The 14576-nt window shown below is 36.8% G+C and carries 6 protein-coding genes; 2 read left to right on the plus strand and 4 right to left on the minus strand.

The window, feature by feature from the left end; translation table 11 throughout:
* Window positions 1-455: 455 nt before the first annotated feature.
* Window positions 456-2819: an ATP-binding protein gene (locus HII17_RS12640; protein WP_169075745.1), complete on the plus strand. Its 2364-nt coding sequence runs from the start codon at window positions 456-458 to the stop codon at window positions 2817-2819.
* 41 nt (window positions 2820-2860) lie between these two features.
* Here HII17_RS12640 and HII17_RS12645 read toward each other — a convergent pair whose 3' ends face one another.
* Together HII17_RS12645 and HII17_RS12650 are read right to left on the minus strand one after the other, a co-directional pair.
* The gene (locus HII17_RS12645; RefSeq protein ID WP_169075746.1) at window positions 2861-5989 is read right to left on the minus strand and encodes a ligand-binding sensor domain-containing protein; all 3129 of its coding nucleotides are present in this window, start codon (window positions 5987-5989) and stop codon (window positions 2861-2863) included.
* A 47-nt stretch (window positions 5990-6036) separates the two neighbouring features.
* Window positions 6037-7755, minus strand: coding sequence for a S8 family peptidase (locus tag HII17_RS12650; RefSeq protein WP_169075747.1), 1719 nt, complete (start codon window positions 7753-7755; stop codon window positions 6037-6039).
* A gap of 640 nt (window positions 7756-8395) precedes the next feature.
* Here HII17_RS12650 and HII17_RS12655 point away from each other — a divergent pair.
* On the plus strand, window positions 8396-10801 hold the full coding sequence (locus HII17_RS12655; protein WP_169075748.1) for a S8 family serine peptidase: 2406 nt from the start codon (window positions 8396-8398) through the stop codon (window positions 10799-10801).
* A gap of 66 nt (window positions 10802-10867) precedes the next feature.
* Here the strand turns inward: HII17_RS12655 and HII17_RS12660 are convergent, their stop codons facing one another.
* Both HII17_RS12660 and HII17_RS12665 read right to left on the minus strand, forming a co-directional pair.
* Entirely contained in the window at window positions 10868-12040 is a 1173-nt protein-coding gene (locus HII17_RS12660) for a cystathionine beta-lyase (RefSeq protein ID WP_169075749.1), read from the minus strand.
* Between the two features lie 105 nt (window positions 12041-12145).
* The gene (locus HII17_RS12665) at window positions 12146-14521 is read right to left on the minus strand and encodes a DNA polymerase II (RefSeq protein WP_169075750.1); all 2376 of its coding nucleotides are present in this window, start codon (window positions 14519-14521) and stop codon (window positions 12146-12148) included.
* Window positions 14522-14576 lie beyond the last annotated feature (55 nt).

A 14576-nucleotide genomic window follows, 5' to 3' on the forward strand; every position in this document is an offset into this window, starting at 1 on the left:
CAAGTCAGTCATTAAAACTATTCTGGCAGTTTATTCCTTTGGCAATTCTCGCAAGCATTATTAGCTCGATACTCAATACTTATCATTTAAACTCATACTCAATATTTACACAGGACTTTCTTTCATTAGTCAGTTATTTCTTTATCATTCTCGCTATAGAAACTAATCCTCACTTAAGTAAAGTCCCTTTAAACAAATATATAAATGGCAGAATTCCGGCTATATTTTTTGTTGTAACCTGCTTCTGCTATTTTGTCTTGCTACCCTATGAGTTTTCAAATGAAAAATATTTAACGGGCATTCCTTCTGCTTTTTTTCATTGTGCTATAAGCACATTACTTTTCATAAGATTGCTATCGCATACTTTTAGTGGATTAAAGAAACAGTGGTTATATTATTACGGTTCATTATCCCTAGCGGGTTTTTCGCTTTTTTTAAGTAACACCAACACATTAATGGCTCATTACAATCAAGAAACACTTGCTACATACGTGTTGTCTTCATTGGAATTATTACCCTTTGTTTTTATTGTTTTAGCGTTTAACATGGCATTGGCTTTTAGACCTGTAGACTCCCAATTGACTAAATTACAAAACGTAGAAATCTATGTGTTTGTATTAGTAGTTTCGTTATTTTTAGTGCATTTAATTGGTATAAACTATTCACTTGGTTACATTGTCGGCGGAGGATACCAACCTACCACTATAATCATCTGGTCATTAGCATCCATAGTTTTCACACTGTTTATAACAACGAATAAAAGTAAGCGCCATACTTACCTAAAAACAATTAACTCTCAACAAGCAGAAAACATTCATACCTTGAATAAGCAAAACGTAGCGCTTCATACTTCGATTTTACACAGTGAAGAAAAAGCTATTGTTTCTTCTTCCAATAATGCAATTTTAACAACTTCACCCCAGGGCATGATTTTATCGGCAAACCCTGCAGCCGTTCATTTATTTCAAAGACTAGAGCATGAAATAGTAGGCAATAACATCGAGCTACTATTTTCTTCAAAAGAAAAAATGCATCATTTTTTCAAATTTGACAGTAATTTATATAACCTTCAGCGCCAAGACAAAGGACTAGTTTTAGAGTGTGATGCGCTACGAAGCGACGGAATTAACTTTCCCGTACAAGTAGAGCTTCAATGGACAGAAAGGAACGAGAAGCCTTTAGTAGTTATTACGTTTATAAACCTTACAGCGCGAAAACTCGCCGAAAAACAGGCGCTAGATCTCAAAGACAAATTTATAGCTAACATTTCTCATGAATTTAGAACACCTCTTACAATAATTAATGGCATTCTCGAACGTTACCTAACTACCACTATAGACAAAGCACAATTACAAGAATTAACGACGGCTAAAAGGAATGGCCTTAGATTGGTAAGAATGGTTGAACAATTATTAGAACTCTCTAGGTTGTCACATAATCCAAGTTTAACTTTGTCGACTTATCGATTGAAGACGTTAATGCACATGCCTCTTGATAGCTTTAAAAAATTAGCGGCACAACATGATTTGACATTTGAAGCTGAAATACCCAATGACTACTGGTTAGAGTGTGACCCACAAGCATTCGAAAAAATTGTATTTAATTTATTAGCAAACGCCGTTAAATATACACCGGCAGGAGGGAATATAGAAGTTAAGGCGTTTCTAGAAAATGATCAACTACATTTGGCGGTAATTGATACTGGCATAGGTATTAGCCAAGCTAATAAAGAGAAAATATTTGAGCGCTTTCAAAGAGCAGATGACATAAAAAATAACGCAATATTCGGTGTAGGTATTGGCTTGTCTTTAGTCAATGAGTTAGTCAAAGCTCATCATTGGCGAATAAGTCTAGTTAGTGAATATAAAAAAGGAAGTAAATTTACACTTTCAATGCCTATTGCAAAACCATTGGCAGAAGAATTTACGCCGCCTAGTATGATGTCAGATGACGAAGTTTCAAGCCTTCTTACCGATTCTGTAACAATTACCAATGAAGATGTTAACCACTCTCAGAAAATTGTCTTAGTTATTGAAGATAACAAAGACATGCAAAGTCATATAAAGCAAATCATTGAACAGCAACACCACTGCGTACTTGCATTGAGTGGCGAATTAGGTTTAAGTTTGGCTCAAGAGTACATACCAGACTTAATTGTTTGCGATATTATGCTTACCGGTATAGATGGCTTTGACGTATTGCAACAGCTAAAACAAAATGAGTTAACTTCGCATATTCCCGTGATCATGTTAACAGCGCGTTCAGATTTAGAAAGCCGCATCAAAGGTTTAAATCTTCAAGCTGACGAATACTTAAGCAAGCCATTCAATCAGAAAGAACTACTCGTCCGTATTGAAAATTTAATTGCAAACAGAGACCTTTTACAAGAAAACTACTATCAAAAATTTAAGCTCGATAGTAAAAAAGAACTAAAAGATAAAAACGTTAGTCAAGGTTTAGCAAAAATAGCTTCGCCTGATCAAGGAATTACAGTAAATGATAAGTTTTTAGAAAAGCTATCTAATATAGTAACTAAGCTTTATGTTGAACCTGAGTTGGATATCAAAATATTGTCAAAAGAACTCGCGGTTAGCGAACGACAATTACAGCGAAAATTAAAAGTATTGCTTGGTACGACTCCAAATAACTATATAAAGGAATTTAGGCTTAAAAAAGCAGAAGAATTATTAAAAAGTGGCAATCAAATAGGACTTATTGCTTTAGATGTAGGCTTTTCATCTCAAACTTACTTTGGGCGTTGTTTCAAAGAGAAATACAAATGCACACCAAAGCAATATCAGGCAAAATATTTAACATAATTAGCAATTCTACTGTAAATAGTAGCAATGTAAATCTCGTTTTACTGGTGTTTTAAATAAAGATAACTGGATAGTAATTCTAAGCTGTCTAACTCCATGACAGATATAAAATCGAAAGACTCCTGTTTAGGTCCGTGAATTCCTACCCAATTCACCATTTTATTATGCTGTATTGTCTTGAGAGACAACTCTATTAGCACGCTAATTTGATCCCAGCTATAAGCGAATGGTTGCTCTAAATCGAACGGAAAGAAACTATAAGCTAGCTTAATGTCAATATCTTGATCAAAGGCATGTTTAAATCGATGAGTTAAATTAGTCGATAAATCTGCGGCATCATTGCCCTTTTCATAACCTATAATTGCAAAAACATTCTCAGACCATCTAACAACCAAATCGTCCTCATTCTTGCTATATTCCATCAAATCAACAATGTTGATAATCTGGCTATTAGACGTTTTATTAATATCTTGGATTTGAACCATTAATATATAAAGCCTAGGTAACAAACTTCGCTGTAAAGGCTTTAAGTTGTTATGGATTTGCAGCATCAATTTGCTAGCTTGCTCAATATATATATCTAAATACCGTCTGCTTTTAACACCCGTTACTTTATCAATTATTGCTACTTTTTCTAATTGACGATTCGCTTGCTCTAACTCGCTATTCTTTTGAACGTATTTTTCTGTCTTTTCTATAACTTGCTCTTTTAAGTACGCACGTTGATCTTGCTCAGAAAGTAATTTTCGATTCATCAAACGTGAGTATAAAAGTAAAGCAAAAGCTAAAAAGAATACATAGAGCAAATAGGCCCACCACGTATTCCAGGGCGCAGGATTAACAATAATATTTAACTGATACGTATGGTTACTCCATACGTTATCGCTATTAGCTGCTGTAACCTCGAACGTATAACTTCCAGCAGGTAAGTTTGTATAAGTAGCACGCCTTAGCTTACCTGCATCAATCCATTCATCTTCGAAGCCTAATAAGCGATATTTATACCGTGTTGCTTCTGGTTCGCTATAGTTTAATCCTACATACTCGAAGGATATTAATTGATCTTGATAGTCAAAATTTACAGTATTTAACGAAGATAACGGCTGTTTAAACAAGATTGGTTCATTTAGTTTATAAATATTATTTAGCTTGATGATCGGAGCCGGCTGAGCATCAATTATTTTGCTAGGGTTAATACCGTTAAAACCTCGAGCGCTGCCAAATAGTAAAATATTGTTTTTTGTTCTGAACACCGCACCATGGTTGAACTCTAAATCAGTTAAACCATGCCTGTTGTCGAAATGTTTAAATACCTTTGAAGTAGGTGAATATCGTGAAATACCATTATTAGAACTAAACCAGATATTCCCTGAAATATCCTGAACCAAGCCGTATACGGTTTGGTCTTTCATGCCATCTTTGATATCGAAGTGCTCAAATATGAAGTTATTACGTTTAATGTTTTGATGGCTGAGAAAGTTAATGCCACCAGCTTGGCTGCCGCTCCATAAATTTCCTTGCTGATCAAACAACATTATCCAACTCAAATCACTGCTAATGGTACCAATATCATCTGGGTTATGATTTAAGTGCGTAAACTCTTCTGAATCTACGTCAAGTCGATTAAGTCCTCCGCCATATGTAGCAAGCCAAATATCGCCATGCTTATCTTCTTCCACTTGCAACACATGACTTATACTCGGTCCTTTAGTTGGTTTTTTTTCATTATAGGTAAAACGTTTGAATGAATTATCTTGCAATAATAAGTTAAGGCCATTGTGGTAGGTACTTACCCAGAGCCTACTATTTGAGTCTCTATAAATATCGGTAATACTATTGGCAGAAAGGCTATCTTGCTCGTTACCATTAAATTTATAATGTCGAATTACCCGTTTAGCTCGTAAATCATATTTAATTAATCCTGAAGAGCGTGTACCTATCCAAATGATTTGCTCTTCCGACATCAAGGCACTTATTCTGACCCTTCCTATTTCACTAGGCTCAAGCAAAACCGTCATGTCATTAGTCTTTGAATCTAGCTGGTATACAAGTCCATCGTAAGAGCTAATTAAAGTAGAGTTTTCACCAAAATTAGTAAACCCTGTAATTAACTTACTAGAAAGAGACAACTCGTTGTTTTTATCATATTGATTGAACGTAGCCATATGAGGGTCCCAACGACTTGTTCCCGACATTGTACCAACCCAAACCATTTGGCTGTCATCTTCATAAATGCTTAAAACAAAATTTCCGGCAAGACTAAACATATTCGCATTTGAGTGCTTAGCTTTTGTAAATGATTTATTGGAAAAGTCGTAAATAGATAAGCCTTTATCTGTAGCGATCCAAATATTTTGCCTAGAATCCTGATAAATCGCTTCAACAGTATTACTTGCCAGAGCTAAGCTACCAGACTTTTTATCTGTAAAATGGACTTTCTTACCAACTCGAGTATCAATTTTTACTAAACCATTTTCTGCAGTGCCAACCCAAACATTACCTAAATCATCTTGGTGTATTGCATTAATAAGTTTAGCGAAATTTACGTCTGTAGATAATTCATCAAATGCAATGGCTACGAGCATCTGGGTATTGGTATCTAACGTATAAATACCGTTACCATTCGTCCCAATCCATATATTGCCATCATTTATCTGGTTAAACGCGTGAATGGGTATATCAATCAAATAATGATTAACTACATTCCAACTACCTTCGTTTTCAGACAGTACATTTATTCCTTTTTCTGTTCCTACCCAAATATTGCCATTTGAATCTTCCATTAATGTATTTATGTTTCTACTTAAAAGCTTAGCTGTTGATAAATGATTGAAACCATTTATCAACGGATTAAATAGGTTCAACCCTTCTCTAGTTGCAACCCACAGCCGGCCTTTACTATCAACTAATATGTCACTAACGACATCTGAGGAAAGTGATGTTAAAACGTTATTATCGTGCAAATATGTAACAACATCATACCCATCATAACGATGGAGGCCTTCTTGCGAACCAAACCACATAAAACCATCATGGTCCTGTGCGATAGCGTAAATGGCTTTATAAGACAATGGGTTTTCGATTGAAAATCGTTTGAAAATATCGAAGGAGTTTGCAAACAAAGGATAGGAATAAGAGAGACAAACTAAAAGTACAATAATTTTTTTCAAGTTTGCCATCTCTATTTTAAGTTATTAACCAAATATACTAGGCTTTTTTACTGTTGTTCAACCCAGTTGTTAACGCTAATTTGTTCAGTCGTACTGACTTCAACATTAGTTTTCCAGATAAAATGGTCAACATTGGTTTTCCAGATGAAATGATCGACATTAGTTTTCCAAATAAAGTGATCGACTTCCGTTTGGCTTTCCCAATCAAAATTGTTGATATCGTAACTGGTTTTCCAAATAAAATGATCAACATAAGTGTCTGAGTGCCATTTATAACCTAGCTCTTCATTAATAGGCTGACTAACATCCCAAATATACGCATCACTTAGTCCTTTAACATAAAAGTTTCCATCTTCGTTAATATTTGCGCTACCTGAATAGTGCTCTTCGTCAGACAAATCTTTTGCTATGTTAAGCCCTTGGTTTGCGCAGTCTTTTACTGTACTAATGAGAGAGTTAAATGCATTAACCATTCCTGCGCCCTGCTGAAAAACACTATATGCTAGATTACCCTGCCCATCTAAAGCTAAATCTGCACCAGCAATAATTCGGCACTTTACCTGATCAGGCGTTAAGCTTGGATCTTTTGTTAAAATTAGAGCTGCCACACCTGAAACTACAGCCGCAGCCTGTGATGTACCAGACATTTCAAAATAACGACCTCCGTCATGATATTCAGGATGCGCTTGCACTATTTGACTATCAAAAGACATTAAGCCCGATAGGTGCCCGCCTGGTGCTACTATTTCCGGCTTAACGAATCCTTCATAAGTTGGTCCAGCCGCACTAAACGTCGCAAGTCTATCGTCAGTACCCTCAGTAATCGTATAGTTGTCCGACATAGCGCCTACCGTAATGATATACGGTACATTTCCTGGCACACCAATAGTCATTGGATCTGGTCCTGTATTGCCTGCAGATGCTACGACTACCATACCCTCTTGCCAAGCTTTCATTACAGCCTGATTCAACGGATCATCCCAATAATGAGAACGAATTGGTGCACTAAACGACATATTAAGTACACGTAAGTTAATTTGATCTTTTACGTCTAAAGCCCAGCTAATCCCTCTAATAATGTCTGCATATGATGCTTTACCTTCCGCATCAAACGCCTTGATCCCGACTAAAGCAGCATTAGGCGCTACTCCATAAACGTTACCATACATGTCTGTATCACTATTACCTGCTACACTCGCCACATGTGTACCGTGACCACTAGCTTCATCGTCATAGTTACTTATAGTATCGTTAATCGCATCATAAGTTCCCCATGCTTTATCTCGACCTTGCATATCATAATCAAGGCCCTTTAACTGATCTAAGCCAGTATCTAGGAAACCAATAGTCACTCCTTCACCCAAATTATAAAAGTAATGAACTAAGTCAGCATCAATGACGTATGGAACAGAAGCTAAAGGCTGAAAACGTTTCTTACTACTTCCCCAGGCAGAGCTTTTAACGTTATGATTTTGGCTTACTTTTACAGGAAGTGTTTTTTGAATTTTAACTAATTGATTCTGTGTTAGGTTAACAGCAATAGAGTTAATAATAGGTAAGCTATGGGTAGGCTTTAGCCCCATTGATTTAACCAATTTTAATAATGCAGGTAAATCTTTGTTAGATAAAATATAAGAGCTAGTTGCTTGTGTAGATAGCGTACTGGTAATTACTTTCTCAGCATTTGCTATTCCCGCGAGCAAATAACTACAAGTAATAATTACCGCAACAAGAGGTTGAATGATATTTTTATTTTTTTGCGTCATCGTTGTTCCTTAGGGTGAATTACCGCTATTACTTCAAGTGATCCTTTTCTAAAGAAGCAAACTAATTTCAACAAATGGCTAAATACTCTTTTCCGTTTAAATACAACACTTGTTAATGTTTCGTAACAATAATGTAAATTTAAATATTTATAAACTCTTTTTATAAAACTTTAATGATTAAAGTATATACAGAAAACGTATCAAATTGATTAGTTAACATTTTCTAATAATTTCAAAATATATTTATTATTAAATTGCCATTTCTTTAGCTTTGTTGGACCGTATCTATGCAAACAATTAAGCTTGAATAAATGCCACTGTGACATCCATGTCAGGGCAATAGCATCATCCTACTTATTTAACTTTTATCCTCTAGTACAACTACGCCATTTTTTAATATAAAAACGACACTTAAAAATATTACCTATATATTACAAAAACTTAAAAGATTACAACGATAATTGGTCAAGTCGCATAAGTACGACATGCTGGCCGTATTTTACTAGCGAGAGATAGCGTCTCGACAGATGCTAATAGTGTTGAAAAACAACAATAAGAAAAACAAAAAAACTAACGCAACTAACGAATTAAATTTAAAGCTTAACTCTAAGTTGCCCCGATAATTCAGAGAGAAACAGTAATGAAAAATAGTAAATTTATGCTGAGCACACTCGCCCTTTCAATAGTAGCTACGACAAGCTATGTAAATGCAAATACGTTTCAGGATGAAAAAGCATTAGAGCGAAATGCGCTAAACAAAGTAGTCAAACTAAAAGAAGCTGCTGAAAAAGCTAAAGCAAACACTAGTGATTTTGCACAGTGGATGAACGATAAGAAACAAGCTCGTCGTGATATGACTGACCGTTTAATCATCACCTATGTAAATGATAAACCTGATTTCAAAATTTTTAGTAGTGAAATGTCTAAGACTACAGGGTTAAACCTAAAGTCAGTTAAAACATTAAACAATGGCAAACACATTGTTTCTATTGGCCAAGAAAAGAATATAAAAGATTTAACAACATTAATGGCTAAGCTGAAGAAGCACCGCTCAGTTTCTTCTGTAGAGCCAGATTACAAACGTTACTTCATGGCACAGAATGAACCTTGGGGCATTGCTAACACACAATCTGATTTAGTAAATGATAATGACGCTGCAAATATGACGGTTTGTATCATTGACTCTGGTTATCAACAGAACAACCCTGATCTGTCTGCAAACAATGCAACAGGTACTAATAACTCTGGAACAGGTAATTGGTACCAAGCTGGCGGCTCTCACGGTACTCACGTGGCTGGTACTATTGCTGCTGTGAATAATAGTGAAGGTGTTGTTGGTGTGATGCCAAATACCAATGTCAATTTACATATCGTAAAAGTATTCAATGCAGAGGGCTGGGGTTACACTGGCGATCTTGTAGATGCCGTTGATACTTGTGTCAATAATGGTGCTAAAGTCGTGAATATGAGTTTAGGTGGCTCTGGTTCAAACAACACAGAGAAAAACTCACTTCAAGCCGCTGCAGATAGTGGTGTACTACTAATTGCTGCTGCTGGTAACGACGGTGACGCAACGTTCTCTTACCCTGCCTCATATGACTCTGTAATGGCAGTAGGTGCTGTCGATCAAAACGGTCAACATGCAGAATTTTCTCAATATACCTCACAAGTCGAAATAGCGGCACCTGGTGAAGCTATTTTATCTACCGTAGCTGGAGATGGTCGTTTAGGTTACATATCAATTGGTGGTACTACTTATGGCAACGACGAGGTTGTTCCGCAAAGTCGTTATGTTCAAAGTGGTTCAAGCTTCTCTATTAATAACATTAACGGCTCAGCAAACGGTACTTTGGGTAGCTGTACAATTTCTGGCAGTTCTTATAGCTGTAATGATGTTGCGGGTAACATCTGTTTAGCAGAGCGAAATGGTAACCAAGTTGGAAGTAATTATCCTGAAATAAACCCTGCTAAAGCTTGTGCAGACGCAGGTGCTGCAGGCGTTATCGTATACAGTAATAGTGATCGTCCAGGTTTACAAAATCCATTTTTAGTAGACGGAAATAGCGATGTTACTGTCCCTACTGTTTCAGTTAATCGTCAATTAGGTCAGCAACTTGCTGGACAACTTGGCAGCAATGTCAGTTTAACAGTAAATGCAAACCAAGATTATGCTTACTATAACGGTACGTCGATGGCGACGCCACATGTTGCAGGTGTAGCAGCGCTTGTTTGGAGTAAAAATCCAAACTGTAGTCCTACAGAAGTAAGAAACGCTTTGAAATCAACAGCTGTCGATCTAGATGCTGCCGGTCGTGACGATAAAACAGGCTATGGTTTAGTACAGGCTAAATCTGCTTCAGATAGCTTAACTGGAAACTGTGGTGGTGGCACTACTAACCCTCCTACTGGTGGTGAATTAGTTAATGGTGTTGCACAAAACAACTTATCTGCAAATACATCTGAAGTACTATCATTTACTATGAACGTACCTGCAGGCGCAACGGACCTTAATTTTGATATGTCTGGTGGTTCTGGTGATGGTGACTTATATGTGAAGTTTGGTTCTGAGCCAACAACATCATCATATGACTGTCGTCCATATAAAAATGGAAATACTGAATCTTGTTCATTCGCTACACCACAAGCAGGCACATATTATGTAGAAGTTTCTGCTTATTCAGCGTTTTCTGGCGTTACATTAACAGGTAGCTTTACAGAAGGCAGCACTGGTGGTGGCGCTACAGGTGGTTCTGCATCGGTTTCTGATATTTCAGTGTCAAGAAGAGAGTGGAAATACTACACAATTGATATTCCAGCTGGCATGTCGACACTAGACTTCACGTTAAGCGGTGGTACAGGAGACGCTGATATGTATATTAAACGTGGCGCTCAACCAACGAGCAGTAGTTACGACTGTCGCCCTTATGAAAACGGCAACAATGAAACTTGTTCATTCAGCAACCCTATTGCTGATACATGGCACATCGGTCTATACGGCTATCGTGCGGCAAGCGGCATGAAACTAGATGTAGTTTATAACCCTTAAGCGTTATAAATAAAATCACAAAATAAAAGGGAAGGCTTAGCCTTCCCTTTTTAACTAAAACGATAATTACTCTGCTGATTTTAATCGTTCAAAACCTTCTTCTAAATCTGATATTAAATCGTTTACATCTTCTAAACCAACGTGCAACCTGACAAGTGGTCCTTCATAAGTCCAATCTGTTGCCGTTCTTAATGCACCAACATTTTGTACTGCAATAATTAGGCTTTCAAATCCGCCCCAGGAGTAACCCATCTTAAAATGGTTCATGCCATCAAGAAAATCCGTTAAGTTTTTTACAACCTGAGGCTTCAAAACGAACGAAAATAAACCGTTGCTGCCAAGAAAATCTCTTTTAAAGTATTCATGGCCAGGACATGTTTCAAAAGCAGGATGAAAAATAATTTCGACTTCTTCTCTTTTAGATAGCCACTTAGCTATTTTTAACGCATTTTGTTCATGTTGATTCATTCTTACGCCGAGCGTTCTAATGCCTCGCAACGCTAAATATAAATCATCCGGCGAAGTGCATTGCCCCATGGTATAGCTGCTTTCTCTTAATGTCGGCCAATATTCTGATGTAGCTGTTGCTGTACCTAGCATGACATCAGAGTGCCCTACAACGTATTTTGTTGCAGCCTGAATTGAGATATCTACACCTAATTCAAAAGGTTTTAAGTTAATCGGTGAAGCCCATGTGTTATCTAACATAACAATACAGCCGTGATTATGTGCAACTTCTGCAATCGTTGGAATATCTTGCACTTCCATCGTTAGTGAACCGGGTGACTCTAAAAATACAACTGTCGTATTTGCTTGAATTAATGATTCTATATCTTTACCAATTAAAGGGTCATAGTAAGTTGTTGTAATGCCAAGTTTAGTCAGCATTTTGTCGCAAAAATCACGTGTAGGTTCATATGCGGTATCAACCATTAAAATATGGTCCCCAGTTTTTACGAAGGACAAAATAGCATTGGTAATAGCAGCCGTTCCTGAAGGGTAAAGCGCACAACCTGCACCGCCTTCTAGCTCGGTCATAGCGTCACTAAAAGCAAAAGAGGTTGTGGTACCACGGCGACCATAAAACAATACTTGATTGGCTCTATGAGTTGTCGCATGTTTCATTTCTTTAACAGTGTCAAATACCACGGTTGATGCTCGCTGCACAGGTGGATTAACAACTCCTTTAGTCCACTTGCTACTTCGACCTGCATTTACTATACGTGTTTGCTTTTTCATTAAGTCGCCTTATTCTTACTTGTATCAAACAAAATAACACTGGCAATCTAGCCGTCTATACATCTTATAGAAATATAATCGAAAAGCCTATTCAAAAGCTATAACTTATTGGAACAAGTTAAGCTGATTATCGGTAATTTGATCAAATGACAAGTCAATAAAAGGCAAAATAGCATCGGCGACCGACTTTAACTGCCTATCAATATATAATTGATAATCTAACGAAGCACTTTGATGCTCTATCGCTTGGGGGCCCTGCAAGGTCATTACGTATTCGATCCAACCTCGCTTTTGATATTTAAGTTGCTTGCCATTTGATGCATTTAATTCATCAGCAGCTCTTGCAGCTTTAATATGAGGGGGAATGTTTTTTTGATATTCGGATAGTTTCCTACGAATGCGCTTTCGATAGACTAATTTGTCGTTTAGTTTCCCTTTTCGGACATTCTCAACTGTTTTAAGAATAAAATCTACCACAGGCTCTTCGTTGAACACTCTACGATATAGTTCCTGCTGAAAGTCCTTTGCTAATTGCGTCCAATCCGTCCTTACGGTTTCTAGCCCTTTAAACACGAGTCGGGACGTACCTTTTTCCTTGATTAAACCAGCATAGCGTTTCTTAGTGCCAATCTCTAAACCTCTAATTGTTGGCATAAAAAATTTAGAAAAGTGAGTTTCAAATTCTATTTCAAGCTTACTTTTAACTTTATGAGTGCTTTCTATATGTTCATGCCATTTTTTATTGATTAATTTCTCAAGTTTATCACCTAGTAAGCGAGCTTGTGTTTTATCATGTGCTTCACCAATGTGGACAAATATAGAGTCCGTATCACCATAGATTACGTTAAAGCCCTCTTCCTCAATCCACTTTTGCGTTGTTTTTAAAATCTCATGGCCTCTTTTAGTTATTGAGCCCGACAACCTAGGATCGAAAAATCGACAGCCCGTAGAACCTAAAACGCCATAAAAAGAGTTCATAATAATTTTTATCGCTTGAGACAAAGCAGAATTATTTTCAAGCTTTGCTTTATCTCGTTCATGCCAAAGTTCATCGATGATTGCAGGCAAAAAGTGCTTATCTCGTGAAAAATAAGCTTCATCGAACCCTTCTACACTACTTGTAGGAGACTTAAGACCTTCAATTAACCCCATAGGATCAATAAAAAAAGTACGAATTATGCTTGGGTACAGGCTTTTAAAATCTAGCACTAAGATATTGTTATAAAGGCCAGGTGTAGAGTCCATTACATAGCCACCTGGAGAGACAAGATCCGATTTACCGTCGCCTAAATTTGGCGCTATATAGCCAGATCTATGCAGTTTAGGTAAATACAAATTAGTAAAAGCTGCTACCGAACCGCCAACTCTATCTAATGTTAAGCCAGTAAGTTTAGACCTTAACATTGCAAAGTTTAATAGTTGCGTATGTTCAAAAATCTCCCAAACTAACTTACAGTCTTCTAAATTATAAGCCGCCAAAGCGTGTTTATCATGATGAAAATTATCTACTATTTCTTTTAATCTATTCTCAACATCCTCAACTTTCTTAGATTTCCCAAGTAATTCGCGCGCGACATTATCTAATGAAAAACTTGGGAAGTTATAGGTCGCTGTTTTTAATAAATCGATACCATCTACAACAACCCGACCGGCGATACCAATAAAACGTTGTTCAGATGATTTTAAAGTCCGCCAACTAGGCTCACGATTATCTCGACCAATAGCGAAAGGAATGTTGTGAAGATCAAAGCGCTTTTGCAACAAACTAAAGTCAAAATTAATGACATTCCAGCCAATAAAAATATCTGGGTCGAACTGTCCAACCCATTGAACAAAACGTGTTAACAAGGCTGGTTCATTTGTAAGCCACTCTATGTAATCATAACCTTCTTTAGGATCTGGCTTGTCGGCTATCATCATTACACATTGATATTTTTCCGCATAAAGGCCGATAGAGTATAGTTCTCCTTTAGGGCTGCATTCGATATCAACTGACACCATTTTTAAATTAATTTGCCCATGCCCTTTCTTACATTTGCCATGAATTAATGTTAACGCGCTATTGATAGTGTGTTTTTCAATACCACTAAATTCTGCATTATCTGTAATGAAACGCTCCATTAAGTAACGTTCTTCAGGACGAATATCATCTTCGTAGCATTTAATTTTATGTTGTTTTAATACATCTCTTGCCTGATAGAATTCACGAATATAGTCAAAATACACACCTGAAATTGGCTGTTGTTGAAAACTCTTAAGTGCCAAGGGCACGATTCTGCTTGGGGTAATGCCATTTTCTTTTAATAATCGAATGGCTTTTTCTTTAGATGATTGCTCAATGAAAAAAATAGCTTTTTCATCTGTAACTTGCAGATTAACAGGGCCGTCTTTAGTTATTAGCCATAAAGAAATAACCATACCTTTTGACGTATCATAGGTTTTGCGAGTGAGAACAAAACCACTTTGAAGACTTGCTGCCATTATTTCTCGCCAAAGCACCGAACAAACTGTTAATATATACAGCAGTTTAATCGAT

It is taken from the genome of Thalassotalea algicola (assembly GCF_012932965.1).
Taxonomy (GTDB): Bacteria; Pseudomonadota; Gammaproteobacteria; order Enterobacterales; family Alteromonadaceae; genus Thalassotalea_F; species Thalassotalea_F algicola.

Coding starts and splice junctions, on each gene's coding strand:
- HII17_RS12665 (WP_169075750.1), bottom strand. CDS start 14,521: ATGGCAGCAAGTCTTCAAAGTGGTTTTGTTCTCACTCGCAAAACCTAT.
- HII17_RS12650 (WP_169075747.1), bottom strand. CDS start 7,755: ATGACGCAAAAAAATAAAAATATCATTCAACCTCTTGTTGCGGTAATT.
- HII17_RS12655 (WP_169075748.1), top strand. CDS start 8,396: ATGAAAAATAGTAAATTTATGCTGAGCACACTCGCCCTTTCAATAGTA.
- HII17_RS12660 (WP_169075749.1), bottom strand. CDS start 12,040: ATGAAAAAGCAAACACGTATAGTAAATGCAGGTCGAAGTAGCAAGTGG.
- HII17_RS12640 (WP_169075745.1), top strand. CDS start 456: ATGGCTCATTACAATCAAGAAACACTTGCTACATACGTGTTGTCTTCA.